The sequence below is a fragment of the Stenotrophomonas oahuensis genome, assembly GCF_031834595.1.
GTDB classification, from domain to species: Bacteria; Pseudomonadota; Gammaproteobacteria; order Xanthomonadales; family Xanthomonadaceae; genus Stenotrophomonas; species Stenotrophomonas oahuensis.
In genome coordinates, this window is sequence record NZ_CP115541.1 from 3,974,028 (window position 1) to 3,994,084 (window position 20,057).

The following is a 20,057-nucleotide window of genomic DNA, read 5'->3' on the forward strand; positions in this document are numbered from 1 at the left end:
TCCGCCGTAGTCCCTTAATCCCGGTCGGCCGAGTAAGCCACATGTCGCCCGGCATGAAGATCCTCCATCCGGGCAAGCAGCGACCGCTCGATGTTCTGAAACGCTGCACTCCCCAACGCCAACCGCCGGCGTGGCGCTGCTTCGTCTGCATACGCAATCATGGCCGCCACCGTCCGCTCTGCATCGCCCTTGATCGCGAAGCTGCCATCTGCCACACCCCGGCGCACGTCCCCCGCTGGTGTGGCGTCATAAGCATCCATGACGGTACCGTGGTCGAGTCCGGCGGCAAAGCCGGTAGCGGTGGGACCCGGCTCGGCAATCAGCACTTCGATGCCGAGCGGCAGCACCTCCTGCGCCACCGCTTCAAGGAAGCCCTCAATACCCCACTTGCTGGCGTGATACAGGCTGAAGTTCGGGTAGGCCACCTGCCCGCCCTCCGAGGATACCTGCAGGATGCGGCCGCCTCCCTGCGCACGCAGATGCGGCAGCACTGCCCGCACCAGTTGGATCGATCCGGTCAGGTTTGTGGCGAGCTGCCGCTCAATCTGGGCGTCGCTCACTTCCTCGGCGGCACCAAACAGGCCGTAGCCGGCGTTGCTGACCACCACGTCGATTCGGCCAAATGCCGCGAAGGCGTCTTCCACCGCCGAACGCATTGCGGCGGTATCGGTGATATCGAAGCGCGCCACCATCAGGCGGTCACCGTGTGCCTGCTGGAGGTCTGCAAACGGCTCGGTGCGGCGGCCAGTCGCCACCACGCAATCGCCACGTTCCAGCAGCACGCGGGTCATCTGCAGGCCCAGGCCGGAGGATGCGCCTGTAATCAGCCAGGTCTTCATTGGGGAAGCCTCGTTTGGTTGGAATGCCCACAGGGTAAGTGGCAGCCGCCTGCGTGATAAGCTGCACCAATTAGCATGGGCTGGTGAGGAATCTGCACCAATGGCGGACGTCAGTCTCTCGGATCTCAAGGCCTTTTCGGCCGTTGCCCGGCACCGTAGCTTTCAGCGGGCGGCAGACGAGCTCGGCGTGTCGCGGTCCTCACTGAGCCACGCAGTACGGGCGTTTGAGCAACGCCTGGGTGTGCGTCTGCTGCATCGGACGACCCGCAGCGTGGCAACCACCGAAGCGGGCGAGGCGCTGTTGCGGCGGCTGAATCCGCTGCTGCAGGAGCTGGACGCCACCTTGGACGAAGCACGCCATGGGCAGGACACTGTGGCCGGCACCCTGCGCATCAACGCCGGTGCTGGCGCAGCGCGCTGGCTGCTGGAACACGTCGTGCCCACCTTCCTGCAACGGCACCCACATGTGGCGCTGGATATCGTCAGTGAAGGTCGGCTGGTGGACATCATTGCCGAAGGCTTCGATGCGGGCGTGCGGCTGGCCGAATCCGTACCCAAAGACATGGTGGCGGTGCCGTTTGGTGGTGCCCTGCGCTTCATTGCGGTGGCCTCTGCGGACTATGTGGCAGCGGCAGGCCGCCCACGTACACCAGAGGATCTGCAGGCGCATCGGTGCATCCGGCAGCGCCTCCCCAGTGGCAAGCGCTACCGCTGGGAGTTCAGCAAGGGCCGCCGTGAAGTGGCTGTCGACGTGGCCGGTGCTCTCAGCCTGGATGACAGCGCGTTGATGGTGGACGCCGCCCTCAATGGATTGGGTATTGCCTTCGTGCCGGAGCCCTTTGCGCGTGACGCGCTGGACGACGGACGACTGGTGCTGCTGCTTGAAGACTGGTCGCCCCCGTTCGAGGGGTTATGCCTGTATTACGCGAGCTGGCGGCAGGTTCCGGCGCCGTTGAAAGCATTCATTGCCGTGCTGCGTGAGAACGACAGTCGCAAACCCTGACAGCGTGCGCGCAACCTGCGCGCGCTATCATGACGCCGATTCAGGAATACAAGGCACAAGGATGAGCAGATACGTTGGCGCAAAAGCACTGCTGTTCATGGCACTCACCCCGTTCATGGCGGCTGCTGCAGAACCTGCGACCTTTGTACTGCAGGCCAGCGGGTTTGAGGATGGCATTGTGGCCAACGAGCAGGGTCGTCTGGTGCAGGACTGGCCCGGCAAACCGCAGTTGCTGGTGCCGGGCCGCTGGGTCGCCGTCGATTTCGAGAGCCAGCGCAGCGTCTGGTTTGATGATGCCGCGGGGATTGGGCGCGCACTGCGCATCCGCAACGCTACAGTTGGCGCGCGCGCACGGCCGGCGAACGGATGTTTGATCAGGACGGCCGCGTACGCCTTCAACTACTGCCGAATGAGATGCGTGCGGCCGGTCCTTTTGCAGGCCGTACGGATTACCTGATCTGCGACATGTCTGACGAGGGTGCGTGTGCCCTGCGCGACGAGGACGGAACCACAGGGCCCGCCGTGGAACTCGACGGCATGTTGCCACTTCAGAACGGCGGTTGGCTCGGCCGTCAGGGCAATGCATGGCGGCACACGGACGCCAGCGGGCAACTGGCGGGCGATCAGACCCGCATCTACACGGACCGCGGGTATTTCGCCCGCCTGCGCGAATGGGCGGATGACGAGGTGCCGTCCTGGCCGCACTGGATGACCGAGTATCGTATCCAGCGCAACAGCGACGATACCCTCGCAGTGCAGGAGGACAGCGCCACCAACGGGCTCATGCAGGCCACTGGACAGTTCGTCCCCGTACCGGGTGCATCTGCGGCCCGCCAGGTCTGCCCCGGGGTGTGGCGCTTCACGATGAAAGATGGCGACCGGCTGGGGGGCGGTGATGGGCAACTGGGCGCGCGTATCGACGACTACGCGTGGGCCGAGATCGAATCGCGGCCGGATCTGAGGGTGTCCATCGCCGACAACAGCCACAAGACGTTGATTGATTGCCAAGGGCGGCGCGTGGTGGATCTGCCAGCACTGAGTGGGCTGACTTCCGACGGCGTGGGCTTCATCGGGACGCTTGCGGATGAGGATCAGCCGCGCCTGTGGCTGGATGCAGCGCTGAAAGCGCACCTGCTGCCTGAGGGGAGTCGCATGGAAGCGTCCAGCGCTGACGGCAGCCTGCTCAGTGTGCGCGACGCTCAAGGTGGAATGCGGCTCTTCAACGTGGCGCATCAGCGCTTTGTCGGCAGCGCGTTCACCGACATGGAAGCGTTGCTTACGGTTGGGGCGGTCTTCTTCCGTGACGGGTACTACGGTTTCATGGACAGCGATGGCAACGAGCGATTGTCCCCGCAGTACAACACGGTCCTGCCTTGGGGCACTGATCGGCTCTGGACGTCGCGTTATGTGGAAGCCGGTGGCGAGAATCGAACGCAGGTCACCCTGCACCGTCTGGATGGCTCAGTTGTTGCGCGCTGGATGGATGCCACGCCGGGCACCAGCCCAATGCTGCGGGACCTGCCTGGCCAGGGTCCGGTTGCGGAATTGCTCGGCCGCACCGTGGAAACAACGCAGGGAAGCTACTTCGGGCAGCAATGGGTGGACCGCGAGGGCCGCACGCTGTTTCTGGCGGTGGATTGCCAGGGAACGAGCGGAGAGGCCAGGGGCGGCGTTATTGAGCCGTTGCAGGGTAAGCCGCGCTACCACGGTGCGCCCTGCGCGATTCCCGATGTGGTCAGGGCGAGTATGGCGAAGCTGCCTGATCCGGCATCGTAGAGCGGGGCTTGCCCCGCTGGGTGGGCGCGCGCGAAGAGCAGCCGGGCAGGCCCGGCATTACGTGGTTGCGTTCTGGATCACGGCGACCGTGCGGTCGATGGTATTCCGGTCCACCTGCCAGTGGGTCACCAGCCGCATCTTGCCGCCATACGGGCCGTTGGCGCGGATGCCTTCGGCGGCCAGCGCGGCGGTGAGCTGGTCTGAATCAACGGATTCGGGCAGCGCAAACCAGACCATGTTGATGTGCACGTCGTCCGAGTCGACGGTGATGCCGGGTATGGCGGCCAGGCGCTCGGCAAGGTAGCGCGCATTGGCGTGGTCTTCGCCCAGCCGCTTTGTCATTTCGGTCAGGGCGAGGATGCCCGGGGCAGCCAGCACGCCGGCCTGACGCCAGCCGCCGCCCAGAAGCTTGCGGTTGTAGCGGGCGCGTTTGATGAAGTCTGCCGGGCCAGCGAGGATTGAGCCTACCGGTGCTGCCAGGCCTTTAGACAAGCAGCACATGACGGTGTCGACGTGCCGGGTGATCTCCTTGACGTCACAGTTAAGGTGGGTGGCGGCGTTGAAGACCCGGGCACCGTCCAGGTGGATGGGGATGTTGTGCCGGCGGGCGATGGCGGCAGTTTCGGCCATGGTTGCCAGCGGAATCACCCGGCCATTGCCGTGTGCGTTCTCCAGGCAGATCAGGCCGGTGCGGGGGATGTGGATGTCCTCCCCTACCCGGATGCGCGCCTCGATTTCCTTTGGAGGGACGACGCCGCGGTCGCTGGCGATGGTGCGCATCTGTACGCCGCTGATCACGGCGGCCGCGCCGTTCTCGTGCCAGACCAGGTGGGAGTCGTCGCCGGCGATCACTTCGTCACCGCGGCGGCAGTGGGTGAACACGGCCAGCTGGTTGCCGAACACGCCGGTGGGTACGAACAGGGCGGCTTCCTTGCCCAGCATGTCAGCGGCGAGCTGTTCAAGTTGGATGACCGTGGCGTCGTCGCCGTAGACGTCGTCGCCGACCTCGGCGCTGGCCATGGCCGCGCGCATCGCGGGCGTGGGTTGGGTGACGGTGTCGCTGCGAAGGTCGATCCACTGCATGTTCGGGGTGTCTGGCTGGGTGAGTACCGTGGAAGTATCGTTCATCCAGACCGGTGGTGGCGGGTGAATTCTGGTGTGGGACGTAGAGCGGGGCTTGCCCCGCTGCCGTTTGCGCAGCGAAGAGCAGCCGGGCAAGCCCGGCTCTACGGTGCATCGGCGATTTACCTAGAAGGTGTACCGCACGCCCAGAACCATGCTGCGGCCGCGCAGGGGTGACTGGTCCTTGACGAACGAGGTGTGCACATAGGCCTCCCTGTTCAGCAGGTTGGTGGCGCGGACGTAGAATTCGGCGGCCTGCCGCTCGGTCAGCTCCAGGCGGTACGCGAAGGTGGCGTTGAGCATGTCGTAGCCCTTGGTTCGCGTCTCGTACGAGGCAATCCGGTTCTGCGCATAGGTGTGGTAGTACTCGGCATCCAGCGAATACGGCCCACTGGACCAGGCATGGCGTACGCCGAGACGCCCCGGCGGAATACGCGGCAGGTTGTCGTCCTCGCTCTTGAGGTCGGCGCGCACATAGTCGCCGAACAGCGTGGTGCGGTGGCCGGCACCGTACTGCAGGCTGATCTGGCCATCGACGCCCTCCAAGGTCGCGTCGGCGGCGGTGTACAGCAGGTAGTTGTGCGGTACGCCGGTTTCGTTCTCGGTCTCGATCAGGCGCGCGAACACGTAATCCTTGATGTCCTGGTGGAACACGCCCACCTCGTACTCCAAGACCCCGCCGACCTTGCAGAAGATCAGATCGACCGATCGGGTCGTTTCCAGTACATCGGTACGGCTGTCCGGGAAGGTGTCGGACACGCTGCCGGATCGGACCAGGCCCACTTCGTAGCTGTTGGAGGCCAGGTTGTTGCCGTAGGCGTAGAGCTCGCGGACGCTGGGTGCGCGTTCGGTGCGGGCGATGTTCAAAGAAGCCGAGTAGCCGTCACGGATGTTCCAGGTGGCACCGAGCGACGCGGAGAACGGATTCTGGCGCGTGGTCGGGTTCCTGGTCTGGAAGATCTCCACATCTGATTCCCGGATGACGTTCTTCCAGTCCGGGCCGTACCAGCTGGCGAACAGCTCCTCATAGAACGGCGTGAAGTTGACCCGGAACTCGGGCACGGGAACCCGGATCTCACGCCAGTCCTTGCGCAGACCGATATCCAGGTCGATGGGACCGAACGAGCGTGATTCGCTGAGGAGGACGGCCTTGTTGCGGGTCTTCTGGTAGTTCGGCGGCACGAAGCCGTAACCGTTCTCCGGGAACGCCACATGCAGGTTGTTGACGTTGAGGCCGCCAAAGGTGCCCTCGGTGTACTGGACCCCGAAGGTACCGGTGAACCCGAACAGCGGCTTGTGGGTCAGTTCGATGCGGCCGTCGTCCACCTCGTTGGTGTAGCGATTGAACAGCGCCGGGCCATCGATTTCGTCGTGCTGGTAATCGGTATGCGACAGGCGCAGGCGGATATGGGCAAAGCCCGGCATCGGGTCGTCGTAATCGGCGCGGATGTCGGTTCGTTCGCTGCGCACCTTGATGTAGGCGGTGTGGTCGTCCGACGACCCGAACGGATCCTCATAGGAACCGTGCGCTTCGCAGTGCAGGTCGATGCCGTGGGTGTGGCAGACGCCGTTCTTGTGTGAGTGCCCCGGCAGTCCGTATTTGCTGTCCTGGCGGGTGAAGGCTGCGCCAATGTAGCCGCGTTCCGTGATCCAGGATGCACCTGCCGAGGCGGTGGTGCCTTCGGCGAAGGAGTCCTGCAGGGTCCCGCCGGGAATGTCGTAGTCATCGGCGTTGTGGCGGGCGACTTCGGCGTGCAGGCCGACCTGCCCTACTCCGGCGGTGATGCGGCCGACACCGGTCTTTTCCTGATCGCCCGAGCCGAGGCGCACTTCTGCGGCACCGGTGACGCCGTTTTCAGGCAGCCGGGTGGGAATGCGGCCGTCAATCAGGTTGACGGCACCGTTCATGGCACTGCCGCCGTACAGCACGGCGGCGGGGCCGCGGATGACTTCGATGGCGTCCAGCAGCAGCGGATCGGTGCCGATGGCGTGGTCCGGCGACACCGAGGAGGCGTCAAACACGGGGGCACCGTCGCTCAGAATTTCGATGCGTGGCAGGGTCTGGCCACGGATGACCGGGCGCGACGCGCCGCCGCCGAAGTTGTCCAGATGCACGCCGGGAAGACCGGCGAGGGTTTCGCCCAGACCGCCCTGGCGCCGGTGCATCAGGGCGTCGCCGCTGAGGATGTCGGTGGGCAGTGGGGCAAGTGCGGTTCTTCTGCCCTTTTCGGCGGTGACGCGTAGTTCGTCGAGTTCTACCGGGGTTCGAGTGACGGTGTCCTCCGCGGAGGCGCAGGCGGGGCGAACATCAGGCTGGCAATGGCGGACGACAGGACGCGGTGCTTCATCGGGCTCGTTCGGGATGATGTGAATGTAATAGCATAACATCACATTCACACGAGCCGCGTAGAGCGGGGCTTGCCCCGCTGGGGGTGCACGCGAAAAGCAGCCGGGCCAGCCCGGCTGGGACAACCTAGCGCGCAGGTTTAAAGAAACATCGCCCGGAGCGGCGTTACAGCTCGCCGCGCACGATGGCGGCACCGGCGGCAAGCGCCTGCAGCTTGCCGCGGGCGACGCTTCGGGCCAGCGGGGCCATGCCGCAGTTGGTGCTGGGATACAGTTTGTCCGCATCCACGAACTTCAGCGCCTTGCGCAGGGTGTTGGCTACCTCTTCCGGGGTCTCAACGGTACTGGACGCCACATCAATCGCCCCCACCATCACCTTCTTGCCCCGCACCAGTTCGATCAGGTCAATCGGTACGTGGGAGTTGTGGCATTCCAGCGAAATGATGTCGAGGTTCGACTGCTGCAGCTTCGGGAACGACTCTTCGTACTGACGCCACTCCGAACCCAGTGTCTGCTTCCAGTCGGTGTTGGCCTTGATGCCGTAGCCATAGCAGATGTGAACTGCGGTCTCGCACTTCAGGCCTTCAATGGCACGCTCCAGCGCGGCAACGCCCCAGTCATTCACCTCATCGAAGAACACATTGAAGGCGGGCTCGTCGAACTGGATGATGTCCACGCCGGCGGCTTCCAGCTCGCGGGCTTCCTGATTGAGGATCTTCGCGAACTCCCAGGCCAGCTTTTCGCGGCTCTTGTAGTGCGCATCGTACAGGGTGTCGATCATGGTCATCGGACCCGGCAGCGCCCACTTGATCGGCTGCTTCGTCTGCCCGCGCAGGAACTTCGCGTCGTCCACGAACACCGGCTTTGGCCGGCTCACCGCGCTCACCACGGTGGGCACGCTGGCGTCGTAGCGGTTACGGATGCGCACGGTCTCGCGCTTCTCGAAGTCCACGCCGCTGAGGTTCTCGATGAACGTGGTCACGAAATGCTGGCGGGTCTGCTCGCCGTCACTGACGATGTCGATGCCGGCGTGCTGCTGTTCCTGCAGCGACAGGCGCAGTGCGTCCTGCTTGGCTTCAATCAGCGCGTCGCCTTCCAGCTTCCAGGGCGACCACAGCTTTTCAGGTTCGGCCAGCCACGAGGGCTTGGGCAGGCTTCCGGCGGTCGAGGTGGGCAGAAGTGTGTTCGTCATGTGCGTGGTTCAGGCCTTTGCGGTGGATGCGGGCCAGGTGGCGGCCCACTGGTTGAGCGTGTTCTGGTAGGGTTTGATGAAGGTTTCCTCGGTGAACCGGCCCTGTTTGACCGCCAACTGGCTGCGCTCTTCGCGGTCATACACAATGCGGGTGGCCGAGTAATCCTCGTGCTTCAAGCTGGGCTGGTAGACCTTCCCCGCCGTGGAATTGGCGTTGTAGATCTCAGGCCGGTAGATCTTCTGGAACGCTTCCATCGTGGCGATGGTGGCGATCAGCTCGGCATTGGAGTAGTCGCCCAGCAGGTCGCCCTGGAAGTAGAACGCCAGCGGAGCCACGCTGCGCGGCGGCATGAAGTAGCGCACGCGCAGACCCATCTTGCCGAAGTAGTCATCGGTGGGCGAGAACTCGCTCTGCTTGTACTCCACGCCCAGAATCGGGTGATGGTTCTCGGTGCGGTGGTAGGTCTTGCTGCTGGAGACGCTGATGCAGATCACCGGCGGCTTGGCGAAGTTGGCCCGGTACGCGTCCGAACCAAGGAAGTGCCGGAACAGCTTGCCGTGCAGGTCGCCGAAGTCATCCGGTGCCGAGAACGCCGCCTTGCCTTCGTTGTGCTGGGGCAGCAGCACGCTGAAGTCGTAATCGCGCACGTAGGACGAGAAGTTGTTGCCGACGATGCCGTCAGTGCGCGCACCGGTCTGCTTGTCGACGATGGTGGTCTTGAGCATTTCGATCAGCGGGAAGGTTTCGCTTTCACTGCCCTGCTCGACCTGCATCTCCACCGTGATGATGTCCAGCTCTACTGCATAGCGGTCCGCGTTGGGGTTGTCCCAGTGGGCCAGGTCGTTGAAGCGGTTGTCGATCATGCGCAGGGTGTTGCGCAGGTTTTCCTGGCGACGTTCGCCCCGGGCCAGGTTGGCGAAGTTGGTGGTGATCCGGGTGCCGTCGGCCGGACGATAGTTCTCGTCGAAGGCGATGCGCTTGATGCTGAAGGTGAAGTCGTGGCTCATGGTGACCTGCCGTGGGGGTTCGTTAGGTTCGGAAAGGCTCAGGCGGCGGCGACCGCGCTGCTGGCGTGGGGTTCAACGCGACGCGCAAGCTCCAGCAAGGGAAGCGCCCGTTGCACTGCAAGGCGGGAGCGCTCCAGCAGCGCCTCGTTGTGCAGGCGACAATCGAGGAAGTCGCTGTCGGTGGCGTACACGCCCAGCGGCAAGGTGCGCGCCTGGAAGAAGCTGAAAAGTGGCCGCAGCTGGTGGTCGATCACCAGCGAATGGCGTTCGCTGCCGCCGGTGGCGGCGAGCAGGATCGGCGTGTCGGTCAGCGCGTCCTGGTCGATGAAATCGAAGAAGTGCTTGAACAGGCCCGTGTACGAGCCGCGATAGACCGGGGTAGCGACCACCAGCACGTCGGCCTGCTCCACCGCCGCCAGTTCCTGCTCCACCGAGGCGGGCAGCTGGCTGCGCCAGGTGGCACCGGCCAGTTGGGGCGCGACCTGGCCGAGCTCGACCAGGTGCCGGTCACAGGGAAGCTGTTCCCCGATCAGGTCCATCAGGTGCTGGCAGAGGGCGGCGGCGCGGGAGGTGCGCTGCAGGCCCCCGGAAACGGCGACTACGCGAAGAGGTTGTGTCATCGAATCGATGCTAGCGACGGGCTCCCATGACGTAAAATGGTATTACTTCACGTATCCATGAGCGGAATTCATCATCATGCTGGAGCGCATCCACCTCAGCATCGTCCAGCAGGTTGAGCAGCAGGGGTCGCTGACCGCAGCGGCCGGCGTACTGAACCTGACCCAGTCGGCCCTCAGCCACAGCATGAAAAAGCTGGAGCAGCAGCTGGGCACCCCGATCTGGCTTCGGGAAGGCCGCAGCCTGCGCCTGACCCAGGCCGGACAGTACCTGCTGGCGGTGGCCAACCGGGTACTGCCGCAGCTGGACCTGGCCGAAGAGCGGCTGGGCCAGTTTGCCCAGGGCGAGCGCGGTGCGCTGCGCATCGGCATGGAGTGCCATCCCTGCTACCAGTGGCTGCTGAAGATCGTCTCGCCTTACCTGGCCGCGTGGCCGGACGTGGACGTGGATGTGAAGCAGAAGTTCCAGTTCGGCGGCATCGGCGCCCTGTTCGGCTATGAGATCGACCTGCTGGTCACCCCCGACCCGCTGCTGAAGCCGGGCCTGCGCTTCGTGCCGGTGTTCGATTACGAGCAGGTGTTGGTAGTGGCCAGGGACCATCGGCTGGCCAAAGCGGCGTTCGTCGAGCCGCAGCAACTGACCCAGGAAGTGCTGATCAGCTATCCGGTGCCAATCGAGCGGCTGGACATCTACAACCAGTTCCTGCTGCCGGCCGGGGTGAGCCCACGGCGGCACAAGGCGATTGAAACCACCGACATCATGATGCAGATGGTGGCCAGTGGGCGCGGTGTGGCCGCCATGCCGCGATGGCTGGTGGAAGAGTACGCGGCAAAGATGCCGGTGGTGCCGGTGCGGCTCGGTCCGAGCGGCATTCCCAAGCAGATCTATCTGGGGGCCCGGGAAGCCGACGTTGATGTCGACTATCTGCGCGCGTTCGTCGAACTGGCCCGGCACAGCGACACCAGCGGTGTTCGCTCGAGCGCGGCCGGGTGACGGCGGCGCCTTTCGTAGAGCGGGGCTTGCCCCGCTGCTTTTCGCGCGCGGCATGGGTCGTCGGTTGTTCAGCGGGGCAAGCCCCGCTCTACGGGGGGGGCGTGGTGTGCCGCGCCGTTTGTTCAGCGGGGCAAGCCCCGCTCTACGGGGTGGGTCGTGGTGTGCAGGGCTGGTAGTCGAAGCGGATTTCGTGTTGTTTGCCGTCCTCGACCGGACCGGAAATAACCGCCTTCAGTGCATCCCCTTCCCTTCGATACTCAATGCGATTGGGGAAATCGTGCGCCGGGTTCTCGAACACCACCCATCCCCTGCCCTGGCTGGAAATGGTGAACAACGTCGCCGGCACACCATTGGGCTGCACATGAAATCCCGCATCGTTGCCGGACGGCACCAGCCGCATGAACTCAAAGGATTCTGTACTGTCGCCGGCCAACGTACGCGACATACCCAGCAGTGCGCCCCCGGCCTGGGGCAGCCAGACTTCCTCGATCTGCCGCTGTTCCGTGCCGCCACACCAGTGACCGGCCAGCCAGTCGAACGCTGGGCCGGCAGCATTGGCCGGCCCACTCCCAAGTGCCAGACCGGCACCCAGCATCGCCATCGTCGTCTTGATCATGTACCCGCTCCCTTGGTCTGGTGAGCGCAGGCTAGCCGGATCCCGCAGGGTCCGCTTGTAAAAAAGCGCAGCCTGCGCTCCGATGGCGCATGGACTACGCCGAGTACCCTGCCCCTACCGACCTGCGCCGCCATGTGCGGTGCCTGTGGCAGTTGCGCGACGACACGCCCAGTGACGAGATCCAGGTGATTTACCCGGATGGCTGTTGCGAGCTGCTGGCCGAACTCGGGACGCCGCTGCAGATGCATGCCGTGGATGGCGAGGTCCGGTCCGATCAGCCGTTCTGCTTCGCCGCACAGCAGCGCGGGCCGGTACGCCTGCAGGCGGTCGGTCCGGTGCTCTGCATCGGTGTCCGCCTGCAGCCGGCGGCCAGCGCATTGGTCGCTGGTCCGCGCCTCCCTGGCCTGCGCGACCATGCGCCGGATCTGCATACGCTTGATGATCCATTCGCGAAAGTGTTTGCAGCGGCTGCCCGGGCCAGTGCCGAGGCGTGTGATCCCGAGCCGCTGTGGCAGTTTCTGCGTCCGTTCTGCAACGCCTTCGCACTGGACGCGAGGATCGAGAAAGCCGTCGCCCTGCTGGACGCGGCGGAGGGCGATCTACGGATCAGCGCACTGGCGAAGACGCTGGGCGTTTCGTTACGCACGTTGCAACCCGGATTTCTTGCCGCCGTGGGCATGACACCCAAGGAGTACGCCCGCGTGCGGCGGCTGCAGGCATTGCTGCGGTCGCTGGATGAAGCGGAGCCTGACATCGCCGCCGCGGCGGCACGGCACGGATACAGCGACCAGGCGCATGCCACGCATGACCTGGTGCGCTGGACCGGCAGCACGCCGGCGGCTCTGGTGCGGGCGTTGCGTGGCGATCGCAACAGCAGCGACGCGCTGGCACTGGCGGCCGCGTTCGTACGCGGCACCAGCGCCGGCCGAGGTCAGGGCGTGTCGCGTCGGATGCCCAAGGCAACCGCCTGGGTGTAGGAGATCCGCAGCAGGTCACCGCGCTTCACATTGGGCAGTTTGGCGCGCAGATCCGGGCGTTCCACCGCGATCAGCTGGGTGTTGCCACTCTCTCCGCGCAGGGCGATGGTGCCGCGCTCTGGATTCACCGCGGCCACCTCGGTAACCAGGCTGATCGTATTGGAGCGCGCGCCACCGGGAATGCTGCCCCGCTTGGGTACGGTGCGGGACTGGGTGGCGGTCGCGCCCAGTGGTGCACTGCCTGCGGGCTCCAGTTCAAGCGCAACGGCGGCGCGGTAGTCCAGCGCGACCTGATCACCTACCTTTAGTTGGCTGAAGTTGCGGATGTCGGGGCCGGCCACGATGTCCACGCTGCTGCCATCGGCACCGGTGACGGTTACTTCGCGGGTGCTTGTGTTGAGCGCTGAGATCCGGCCCAGCAGCGTGGCGCTGGTGGATGCGGCGGTTACCGGGCCTGGGACGTTGCGCGGCGGCGGAGGCGGTGCATCGGCCGTTGCGGCGAAGGTGGCCTGGCTGGCGGTGGCGGCCAGGGCGAGGATGAGCAGTGTGGAGGGGGACGTCAGGACGGGCTTGCGCATGAGGTGCTCCAGGTGGGCTCTTGGGACCAGTGCCTGGTATTGCAGCAGGTGGGGGGTGTTGGTGCGCCAGTAGTAGTACTGGCGCTTGGGCCGAAAAGATACCGCATGGGGTCGGCTGTTCCGCCGTGAAATGGTGATCACGCCCGGATCGCCAGACTGTGGACTCTGGATTGCCACGTCGATGAGGTGGGACCGAGGGTGCGGACAATGAAGGCATTGATCAGCGTAGACGAAGCGATGTCCATCATCCTGGCCGATGTGCGCTCGACCGGCACGGAGGTGATCCGGCTGGAAGAGGCCGGGGGAAGGGTGTTGGCACAGACTGTGCTCGCTGAAGGTCCGCAGCCACCGTTTGATCGCATCATGATGGATGGCATCGCGCTGCGCTGGCAACCTCGGTTCCCAACGATCTTTCCGGTTGCCGGCGTACAGATGGCCGGTGGAGACCCGGTTCGGCTGGAAGATTTCAACTCCTGCATTGAGGTGGCCACCGGGGCGGTGCTGCCGGAAGGCTGCGACTGCATCATCCCGTTTGAGCACGTCCAGCGCACGGCGCAGGGTTACCAGTTGCGCGCGTCGGCAGCACCCACGCCCGGTCAATTCATCCACCGCCGCGGTAGCGACTGCATTGCCGGCTCGCGGGTGCTCAAACCCGGCTGCACCATCGGTGCCGCTCAGATGGAACTGCTGGCCGCGAACGGCGTGGCCTCGGTGACCGTGGCGCGACTGCCCTCCGTGGCCATCGTCGCCACCGGCGACGAACTGGTGGACGCGGGAGCCCCGCTGCCCGCAGGCCGCATCCGCCGCTCCAATGACCTGGCGTTGATGACAGCGCTGCAGGCTGCAGGGCTTGGCCGTGCCTCCCGCCATCACCTGCGCGATGACCCGGACCTGCTTGGACCGGCATTGGCCAGGCTGTTTGAAAGCCACGACACCCTGGTGCTGTCGGGCGGTGTTTCCATGGGGCAGCGTGACTACCTGCCTGACGTTCTGAATTCGCTGGGCGTAACATGCCGCTTCCACGGAATTGCGCAACGGCCCGGCAAGCCGATGTGGTTCGGCGTGGGTCCGGACGGACAGATGGTGTTCGCCCTGCCCGGCAACCCGGTGTCCTCTCTGGTCTGCCTGCTCCGCTATGTGCGACCGGCCTTGTTGTCACGCCTGGGCGCGGTGCCAGACCTGCCAGTACAGGTCAGGCTTGCCACCCCGCTGCCGGCGTTTACGCTGGCCCAGTTCATACCGGTGACACTGAAGCCGGATCCCCAAGGCGATCCGGTGGCAGAGCCGGTGAGCTCGCGCAACTCGGGCGACTTCACGGCACTGGCCGAGACAGCGGGCGTCGTTGAACTGGCGGCCGGAAGGGCTGCCGAAGCAGGTCAACCACTGCGGCTGCATCGGTGGTGACGTGAACGCAACCACTCACACCTTTGATCGTCGTGGACGCCCGCTGCGTGACCTGCGCATCTCGGTGATGGACCGCTGCAACTTCCGCTGCACCTACTGCATGCCGGCGTCGACCTACGGTGACGACTACAGGTTTCTGGATAACGCACAGCGGCTGGATTTCAATGAGATTGAGCGGGTCTGCCGGCAGGCGGCGCGGCTGGGGGTGAGCAAGCTGCGCCTCACGGGCGGCGAGCCACTGCTGCGTCCGGGTTTGCCAGAACTGGTACAACGCCTGCGTACCATTGACGGAATCGATGACATCGCGCTGACCACCAACGGCGTACTGCTGAATCGCCACGCCACCGCGCTGGCCGAGGCGGGGCTGGACCGGGTAACGGTGAGCGTGGACACGCTGGATCCGGGGCTGTTCCGGCAGCTCAGTGGTGGTCGGGGCGATGTGGAGAAAGTGCTGCGGGGACTGGAGGTGGCCCGTCACGCGGGCTTCCGTGATGGCGTCAAAGTCAACGCGGTGCTGCAGCGCGACCTGAACGACGCGGGGGCTCTGGACCTGGTCCAGCACTTCCGCGGCACGGGCATCGTACTGCGCTTCATCGAGTTCATGGACGTGGGAAACCGCAATGCGTGGTCGGCCGATGCCGTCGTCAGCTCGCAGGAGCTGCACGCGCGAATCCAGGCGCGGTGGCCCCTGCAGCCGCTGCTGCCGCGCCACCCTGGCGAAGTCGCCACACGCTACCGCTTCGTGGACGGAGCCGGGGAGATCGGACTGATTTCGTCAATCTCCAAGCCATTCTGTGGAGGCTGCACCCGCGCCCGGCTGTCATCGGAAGGCCAGCTTTACACCTGTCTGTTTGCCGAGCGCGGCACCGACCTGCGTGGGCTGCTACGGGCCACCGATGACGACGCGGCGCTGCATGCGGTGCTTGCTGGAGTCTGGAGCGCGCGCACCGACCGCTACAGCGAACTGCGTGGAAAGCCCGTGGCTGTGTCTGGCCGTCGAATCGAAATGCACTACATAGGTGGATGATGCAGACCCCTTCCCTCACCCTTTCACATTTGGATGCCGACGCGCGACCGCGCATGGTGAACGTAGGTGGCAAAGCCGCGACGCAGCGCATGGCGCACGCGCAGGCGCGTGTGCGCTTCCCGCCTGAAGTTGCCACGCAGTTGCGCGATGCCCGGTTTGTACTGCCCAAGGGTGCGGTACTGAGCGTGGCTCACATTGCGGGTGTGATGGGTGCAAAGGCAACGTCCCAGCTGATTCCGCTGTGTCACCCGCTTGCCCTGCAGCGCTGCGACATCGTCATCGACATGGACGGCGACTGTGCCGTCATTGATTGCACGGTAGGCTGCCATGGCACCACCGGTGTGGAGATGGAAGCGCTTACCGGGGCCAGCATTGCCGCCCTGACCCTATACGACATGTGCAAGGCGCTGTCGCACGCCATCGTCATCGAGGAGGTCCGGTTGATCTCCAAACAGGGCGGAAAATCCGACCTGGAGCTTCCGGCATGAGCGCCCCGTTGTTCGCGCTGCTGCTGAGTGGGGGCAACAGTCGTCGCATGCGCACCGACAAGGCCCTGTTGGAGTATGCCGGCCGGCCACAACTGCTGCGTACATGGGACATGCTGCAGCAGGTCAATGTCGCCAAGGTGGCGGTCAGCATCAACCCGGATCAGCGCGAGGAGGCCGTGCGTGCCGGGCTGCCCACCCTGGTTGACCGCTTTGACAGTGTCGGCCCGGTGGCAGGGCTGCTCAGCGCGCAGCTGGCCGAGCCGGACGCGGGTTGGCTGGTCGTCGCCTGCGACCTGCCCTTGCTAGACGTCGCCACACTGGAATCACTCATCAAGGCGCGAGCCCCGAACTGTGACGCCACCGTGTTTGACAGCCGCCACGATGGGCTTCCGGAACCGCTGTGCGCCATCTGGGAACCTTCGTCGACCCAGCTCCTGAAGCAGCGCTACGAGGCTGGGCTGTACTGCCCGCGCAGCGCCCTGCTGCAGCTGCGCACCCAGCGTCTGCCCTCGCCCGGACAGGCCCTGGACAACGTCAATACGCCTGAGGAACTGATTCAGGCACAGCGCCAACTGGAGTTGAACTGATGCCACAACTGGAACTTCGTTACTACGCACAGTTGCGCGACCAGGCCCGGATCAGCACGGAGCGGGTGGAGACCGGTGCCACTTCGCCAGCATCGCTGTATGAGCAGCTGCGCGAGCGGCACGGATTCAGCCTGCCGGCTTCGCTGTTGAAAGTGGCAGTCAACGCCCGCTTCTGCGGTTGGGACCAACCCCTGCGTGACGGGGACACGGTTGTATTCATTCCACCGGTCAACGGCGGATGAACAGTTCCGTGATGTCCGGTTTCTCGGTCAGCGCCCTGCCCTTGGACGTCACCACGCTGCGAAGTGCGCTGGCGAATCCAGCGCATGGCGGGTTCTGTGCCTTCGAGGGCTGGGTCCGCAACCGCAATGATGGCCGGGAGGTCGAAGGCCTGGAGTATGAGGTTTACGCGGAACTGGCACTGGCGGAAGGTGAAACCATTCTTGCCGAGGCCCGCGAACGCTTCGGCACCATCGAAGCGGTGGGCGTGCATCGCACCGGCACCCTGCAGGTGGGCGAACTTGCGGTGTGGGTAGGCGTGTCCTCCCCACATCGGGACGCCGCGTTCCGGGCGTGTCGTTACATCATCGATGCATTCAAGCATCGGTTACCGGTGTGGAAGAAGGAACTGTACCTGGACGGGGATACGCAATGGGTGGTCTGCTCGCATGGCAGCGCTGAAACGCCGCACGCCACCGGGTTCGAGCCGGACTACTCGCGCCAGACCCGGCTGCGTGACGTCGGCGAGCAGGGCCAGGCCAGGCTCGCCGCCGCCCGCGTGCTGGTGATAGGTGCCGGCGGGCTGGGCAGCCCTGCCCTCACCTATCTGGCGGCCACCGGCATCGGCACCTTGGGCATCGTCGACGGCGACCGCGTCGAGGCCAGCAACCTGCATCGGCAGACCCTGTACACCGCGGCGGACATCGGGCAACCCAAGGCCGTCATGGCGGCCCAACGCGTGCGCGCGCAGAACCCGACGCTGTCGGTTAAGGTCTTCACCGAACCGCTGGGTGCCGACAACGTGGTGGACGTCTTCCGGCAGTTCGACCTGGCACTGGAATGCACTGACGACATGGAGAGCCGCTATCTGAGCAGCGATGCGGCGCAGATGGCCGGCATTCCGCTGGTTCTGGCCAGCGTGCATCAATATGAGGGGCAGTTGCAGGTCATCCTGCCGGGAGGTCCCTGCCTGCGTTGCCTGTGGCCGGAGCCTCCCGACGCGGGCCTGCTGGGCAGTTGTGCGGAATCGGGCGTACTGGGCACCGTCCCGGGCGTGCTCGGTACGCTGCAGGCCCATGAAGCGCTCAAACTTCTGTTGGACCTGCCGGGCCGTCGCCCGGGAGAGCTGCTGCTGGTTGATCTGATGGACACCACCCTGCAGCGCTTGCCCATTGACCCGGCGGCGGGCTGCGCCCTCCATGGAGGGTGCGCTGACGTCGCTGCACGTGCGCTGGAAGCGCGGAGCGCGGAAAGCGATCTGGAGCGCGCGTTCGACTCACTGGCAGCCGCCGTATCAGCCGGGTTTCATCTGGTCGATCTGCGTGAAGCAGATGAGCGAGCGGCGCTTCCCAGTGGCGTAGATGCCCTGTGCAGGCCGTACTCCAGTTGGAGCGCGGACCCGTTCACGGCACCTGCCTCCGGCCCCGTCCTGCTGTTCTGCGCCACTGGCAAGCGCAGCAATGCGGCGGCGCGCTTCCTGCGCGAGCGTGGGCACGCCGAAGCGTTTTCACTGCAAGGCGGCCTGCGCCGGCTGCAGCAGATGCACTCCGCACGTGAAGACGCGCTTCACCATCCGCCAACCGGCTGTTCCGCATCATCAGCGTGTCGGCACGCATGATCAGCGCCGTGCCCCATCCCGTGAGCCAGGCTGTACCAGCCAACGAGGAGCCCGTGCATGAGTACCCCGCCCTACCTTTCCCTGTCACGTCGTGACGTACTGAAACTCGGCGCAGGGTCGGCCACCAGCATGGCATTGCCTGCAGTCGTGGCCCAGGCGCAGACTCCCGCCGATGCGCGCCCGCCGGTAACCGCACGCGTCGCTTTCGAGGTGAACGGAAAGCCGCGCAGTCTGGAGGTGGACACCCGCGTCACCCTGCTGGACGCGTTGCGGGAACATCTGCAGCTCACCGGAACCAAGAAGGGCTGCGACCATGGCCAATGCGGTGCCTGCACGGTGCTGGTGGACGGTCGCCGCATCAATGCCTGTCTCACCTTGGCGGTAATGCACGAGGGTGCAAAGATCACCACGATTGAAGGACTGGGTTCGCCGGATGATCTGCACCCGATGCAGGCGGCCTTCGTGAAGCACGATGGATACCAGTGCGGCTACTGCACGCCCGGCCAGATCTGCTCGGCGGTGGCGGTCCTGCAGGAACTGCGTGACGATATTCCCAGCCACGTCACCGGCGATCTTGACCGGCGCGCGGCCCTGTCCGGCGACGAGATCCGCGAGCGCATGAGTGGCAACATCTGCCGCTGCGGCGCTTATTCCAACATCGTCGAGGCGATCGAAGAAGTCGGGGGCCGCGGCGCATGAAGGCTTTCACCTATGAACGCGTCAGCACGCCTGCCGAGGCGGCTGCGGCCGCCGCCCGGACCCAGGGTGCGCGATTCATTGCAGGCGGTACCAATCTGCTGGATCTGATGAAGCTGGAGATTGAAACGCCGGCACACCTCATCGATGTCAACGGGCTGAAGCTGGACACCATTGAGCCGACCCCCGAGGGCGGCCTGCGGGTCGGCGCGCTGGTGCGCAATACCGACCTGGCCGCCGACCGCCGCATCCGCCGCGACTATGCCCTGCTGACCCGTGCGCTGGTCGCCGGAGCCTCCGGGCAGCTACGGAACAAGGCCACCACCGCAGGAAATCTGCTTCAGCGCACCCGCTGCCCGTACTTCTACGATACCGCGCAGCCCTGCAACAAGCGCCTGCCCGGCAGCGGCTGCGGTGCCATCGGCGGCATCAGCCGGCAATTGGCGGTGGTGGGCACCAGTGCCTCCTGCATCGCCACCCACCCCAGTGACATGGCGGTGGCGATGATGGCGCTGGATGCCATGGTTGAGACGCTGCGGCCCGACGGCAGCAGCCGCACGCTGGCGTTGGATTCGCTGTATCGCGCGCCCGACAGCACGCCGCATCTGGAAACCACGCTGGAGAAAGGCGAGCTGATCGCTGCGGTCCATCTGCCCCGCCCCTTGGGTGGCACCCATATCTACCGCAAGGTGCGCGACCGCGCCTCGTATGCGTTCGCACTGGTGTCTGTGGCGGCGGTGCTCCAACGCGATGGCAGTGGCCGCGTGGCACTGGGCGGCGTTGCCTACAAGCCGTGGCGGAAGCCGGAGGCGGATGCACTGCTGCCGCAAGGGGCCGCCGCCGTCGTGGCGAAGCTGCTCGAGGGTGCCAGCCCCTCATCACAGAATGCATTCAAGGTGCAGTTGGCCGAGCGCACGCTGGCTTCGGTTCTGCTGGAAGCAAAGGGGTAA

The 20,057-nt window shown here is 65.3% G+C and carries 21 protein-coding genes; 13 read left to right on the plus strand and 8 right to left on the minus strand.

The annotated features are described in order from the left end of the window. Positions 1-14: 14 nt before the first annotated feature. Positions 15-839 (minus strand): SDR family oxidoreductase, encoded by an 825-nt coding sequence (locus tag PDM29_RS17705; protein WP_311191358.1) that lies wholly within the window; start codon positions 837-839, stop codon positions 15-17. Positions 840-939: 100 nt separating this feature from the next. Between PDM29_RS17705 and PDM29_RS17710 the strand changes: the two genes are divergently transcribed. The 3 genes from PDM29_RS17710 to PDM29_RS17720 all read left to right on the plus strand — a co-directional run bounded on the left by PDM29_RS17710 (position 940) and on the right by PDM29_RS17720 (position 3,618). Further along, the gene (locus PDM29_RS17710) at positions 940-1,842 is read left to right on the plus strand and encodes a LysR family transcriptional regulator (RefSeq protein WP_311191359.1); all 903 of its coding nucleotides are present in this window, start codon (positions 940-942) and stop codon (positions 1,840-1,842) included. A 97-nt stretch (positions 1,843-1,939) separates the two neighbouring features. Next, the gene (locus PDM29_RS17715) at positions 1,940-2,299 is read left to right on the plus strand and encodes a hypothetical protein (protein WP_311191360.1); all 360 of its coding nucleotides are present in this window, start codon (positions 1,940-1,942) and stop codon (positions 2,297-2,299) included. Positions 2,300-2,307: 8 nt separating this feature from the next. Next, positions 2,308-3,618, plus strand: a complete 1,311-nt coding sequence (locus PDM29_RS17720; RefSeq protein ID WP_311191361.1) for a hypothetical protein — start codon at positions 2,308-2,310, stop codon at positions 3,616-3,618. 57 nt (positions 3,619-3,675) lie between these two features. On the opposite strand, the gene ltaE is transcribed toward PDM29_RS17720, so the two are convergent. The 5 genes from ltaE to msuE all read right to left on the minus strand — a co-directional run bounded on the left by ltaE (position 3,676) and on the right by msuE (position 9,906). Continuing rightward, positions 3,676-4,746, minus strand: a complete 1,071-nt coding sequence (gene ltaE / locus PDM29_RS17725) for a low-specificity L-threonine aldolase (protein ID WP_311191362.1) — start codon at positions 4,744-4,746, stop codon at positions 3,676-3,678. Positions 4,747-4,866: 120 nt separating this feature from the next. Continuing rightward, complete coding sequence (locus PDM29_RS17730; RefSeq protein WP_311191363.1) at positions 4,867-7,371, minus strand: TonB-dependent receptor domain-containing protein; 2,505 nt, start codon at positions 7,369-7,371, stop codon at positions 4,867-4,869. Next, positions 7,253-8,278: a methionine synthase gene (locus PDM29_RS17735; protein WP_311191364.1), complete on the minus strand. Its 1,026-nt coding sequence runs from the start codon at positions 8,276-8,278 to the stop codon at positions 7,253-7,255. Before PDM29_RS17735 ends, PDM29_RS17730 begins: the two co-directional genes overlap by 119 nt. A gap of 9 nt (positions 8,279-8,287) precedes the next feature. Next, a complete protein-coding gene (locus PDM29_RS17740) occupies positions 8,288-9,286 on the minus strand; it encodes a DUF1852 domain-containing protein (protein WP_311191365.1) in 999 nt (332 codons plus the stop codon). A gap of 38 nt (positions 9,287-9,324) precedes the next feature. After that, entirely contained in the window at positions 9,325-9,906 is a 582-nt protein-coding gene (msuE, locus tag PDM29_RS17745) for an FMN reductase (RefSeq protein WP_311191366.1), read from the minus strand. Positions 9,907-9,982: 76 nt separating this feature from the next. Between msuE and PDM29_RS17750 the strand changes: the two genes are divergently transcribed. After that, complete coding sequence (locus tag PDM29_RS17750; protein ID WP_311191367.1) at positions 9,983-10,897, plus strand: LysR family transcriptional regulator; 915 nt, start codon at positions 9,983-9,985, stop codon at positions 10,895-10,897. A gap of 142 nt (positions 10,898-11,039) precedes the next feature. Here PDM29_RS17750 and PDM29_RS17755 read toward each other — a convergent pair whose 3' ends face one another. Continuing rightward, positions 11,040-11,513: a DUF6265 family protein gene (locus tag PDM29_RS17755; protein ID WP_311191368.1), complete on the minus strand. Its 474-nt coding sequence runs from the start codon at positions 11,511-11,513 to the stop codon at positions 11,040-11,042. An 89-nt stretch (positions 11,514-11,602) separates the two neighbouring features. Between PDM29_RS17755 and PDM29_RS17760 the strand changes: the two genes are divergently transcribed. Beyond that, the gene (locus PDM29_RS17760) at positions 11,603-12,490 is read left to right on the plus strand and encodes an AraC family transcriptional regulator (protein ID WP_311191369.1); all 888 of its coding nucleotides are present in this window, start codon (positions 11,603-11,605) and stop codon (positions 12,488-12,490) included. Here PDM29_RS17760 and PDM29_RS17765 read toward each other — a convergent pair. Beyond that, positions 12,445-13,068, minus strand: coding sequence for a hypothetical protein (locus PDM29_RS17765; protein WP_311191370.1), 624 nt, complete (start codon positions 13,066-13,068; stop codon positions 12,445-12,447). The two genes, PDM29_RS17760 and PDM29_RS17765, sit on opposite strands and share 46 nt — an antisense overlap. A 207-nt stretch (positions 13,069-13,275) precedes the next feature. Between PDM29_RS17765 and PDM29_RS17770 the strand changes: the two genes are divergently transcribed. Genes PDM29_RS17770 through PDM29_RS17805 form a run of 8 tightly spaced genes read left to right on the plus strand, consistent with a single transcriptional unit; the run spans position 13,276 to position 20,057 of the window. Further along, positions 13,276-14,472: a molybdopterin molybdotransferase MoeA gene (locus tag PDM29_RS17770; protein ID WP_311191371.1), complete on the plus strand. Its 1,197-nt coding sequence runs from the start codon at positions 13,276-13,278 to the stop codon at positions 14,470-14,472. A gap of 1 nt (position 14,473) precedes the next feature. Further along, positions 14,474-15,499: a GTP 3',8-cyclase MoaA gene (gene moaA, locus PDM29_RS17775; RefSeq protein WP_311191372.1), complete on the plus strand. Its 1,026-nt coding sequence runs from the start codon at positions 14,474-14,476 to the stop codon at positions 15,497-15,499. Next, entirely contained in the window at positions 15,499-15,987 is a 489-nt protein-coding gene (gene moaC / locus PDM29_RS17780) for a cyclic pyranopterin monophosphate synthase MoaC (RefSeq protein WP_311191373.1), read from the plus strand. The genes moaA and moaC overlap by 1 nt, the downstream gene beginning before the upstream one ends. Beyond that, complete coding sequence (locus tag PDM29_RS17785; protein ID WP_311191374.1) at positions 15,984-16,574, plus strand: NTP transferase domain-containing protein; 591 nt, start codon at positions 15,984-15,986, stop codon at positions 16,572-16,574. The genes moaC and PDM29_RS17785 overlap by 4 nt, the downstream gene beginning before the upstream one ends. Beyond that, positions 16,574-16,816 (plus strand): MoaD/ThiS family protein, encoded by a 243-nt coding sequence (locus tag PDM29_RS17790; RefSeq protein ID WP_311191375.1) that lies wholly within the window; start codon positions 16,574-16,576, stop codon positions 16,814-16,816. Before PDM29_RS17785 ends, PDM29_RS17790 begins: the two co-directional genes overlap by 1 nt. Next, positions 16,813-18,411 (plus strand): ThiF family adenylyltransferase, encoded by a 1,599-nt coding sequence (locus tag PDM29_RS17795; protein ID WP_311191376.1) that lies wholly within the window; start codon positions 16,813-16,815, stop codon positions 18,409-18,411. Before PDM29_RS17790 ends, PDM29_RS17795 begins: the two co-directional genes overlap by 4 nt. Before the next feature lie 57 nt (positions 18,412-18,468). Next, the gene (gene paoA / locus PDM29_RS17800) at positions 18,469-19,110 is read left to right on the plus strand and encodes an aldehyde dehydrogenase iron-sulfur subunit PaoA (RefSeq protein WP_311191377.1); all 642 of its coding nucleotides are present in this window, start codon (positions 18,469-18,471) and stop codon (positions 19,108-19,110) included. Further along, positions 19,107-20,057 (plus strand): FAD binding domain-containing protein, encoded by a 951-nt coding sequence (locus tag PDM29_RS17805; RefSeq protein WP_311191378.1) that lies wholly within the window; start codon positions 19,107-19,109, stop codon positions 20,055-20,057. The genes paoA and PDM29_RS17805 overlap by 4 nt, the downstream gene beginning before the upstream one ends.

Excerpts from the sequence above, each read along its gene's own strand:
- PDM29_RS17705 (WP_311191358.1), bottom strand. The coding sequence starts at position 839 with ATGAAGACCTGGCTGATTACAGGCGCATCCTCCGGCCTGGGCCTGCAG.
- msuE (WP_311191366.1), bottom strand. The coding sequence starts at position 9,906 with ATGACACAACCTCTTCGCGTAGTCGCCGTTTCCGGGGGCCTGCAGCGC.
- PDM29_RS17790 (WP_311191375.1), top strand. The coding sequence starts at position 16,574 with ATGCCACAACTGGAACTTCGTTACTACGCACAGTTGCGCGACCAGGCC.
- PDM29_RS17765 (WP_311191370.1), bottom strand. The coding sequence starts at position 13,068 with ATGCGCAAGCCCGTCCTGACGTCCCCCTCCACACTGCTCATCCTCGCC.
- PDM29_RS17760 (WP_311191369.1), top strand. The coding sequence starts at position 11,603 with ATGGACTACGCCGAGTACCCTGCCCCTACCGACCTGCGCCGCCATGTG.
- PDM29_RS17750 (WP_311191367.1), top strand. The coding sequence starts at position 9,983 with ATGCTGGAGCGCATCCACCTCAGCATCGTCCAGCAGGTTGAGCAGCAG.
- PDM29_RS17740 (WP_311191365.1), bottom strand. The coding sequence starts at position 9,286 with ATGAGCCACGACTTCACCTTCAGCATCAAGCGCATCGCCTTCGACGAG.
- PDM29_RS17770 (WP_311191371.1), top strand. The coding sequence starts at position 13,276 with ATGAAGGCATTGATCAGCGTAGACGAAGCGATGTCCATCATCCTGGCC.
- PDM29_RS17785 (WP_311191374.1), top strand. The coding sequence starts at position 15,984 with ATGAGCGCCCCGTTGTTCGCGCTGCTGCTGAGTGGGGGCAACAGTCGT.
- PDM29_RS17710 (WP_311191359.1), top strand. The coding sequence starts at position 940 with ATGGCGGACGTCAGTCTCTCGGATCTCAAGGCCTTTTCGGCCGTTGCC.
- PDM29_RS17730 (WP_311191363.1), bottom strand. The coding sequence starts at position 7,371 with ATGCGGACAAACTGTATCCCAGCACCAACTGCGGCATGGCCCCGCTGG.
- PDM29_RS17735 (WP_311191364.1), bottom strand. The coding sequence starts at position 8,278 with ATGACGAACACACTTCTGCCCACCTCGACCGCCGGAAGCCTGCCCAAG.
- moaC (WP_311191373.1), top strand. The coding sequence starts at position 15,499 with ATGCAGACCCCTTCCCTCACCCTTTCACATTTGGATGCCGACGCGCGA.
- ltaE (WP_311191362.1), bottom strand. The coding sequence starts at position 4,746 with ATGAACGATACTTCCACGGTACTCACCCAGCCAGACACCCCGAACATG.
- PDM29_RS17795 (WP_311191376.1), top strand. The coding sequence starts at position 16,813 with ATGAACAGTTCCGTGATGTCCGGTTTCTCGGTCAGCGCCCTGCCCTTG.
- PDM29_RS17720 (WP_311191361.1), top strand. The coding sequence starts at position 2,308 with ATGTCTGACGAGGGTGCGTGTGCCCTGCGCGACGAGGACGGAACCACA.
- PDM29_RS17805 (WP_311191378.1), top strand. The coding sequence starts at position 19,107 with ATGAAGGCTTTCACCTATGAACGCGTCAGCACGCCTGCCGAGGCGGCT.
- PDM29_RS17755 (WP_311191368.1), bottom strand. The coding sequence starts at position 11,513 with ATGATCAAGACGACGATGGCGATGCTGGGTGCCGGTCTGGCACTTGGG.
- PDM29_RS17715 (WP_311191360.1), top strand. The coding sequence starts at position 1,940 with ATGGCACTCACCCCGTTCATGGCGGCTGCTGCAGAACCTGCGACCTTT.
- paoA (WP_311191377.1), top strand. The coding sequence starts at position 18,469 with ATGAGTACCCCGCCCTACCTTTCCCTGTCACGTCGTGACGTACTGAAA.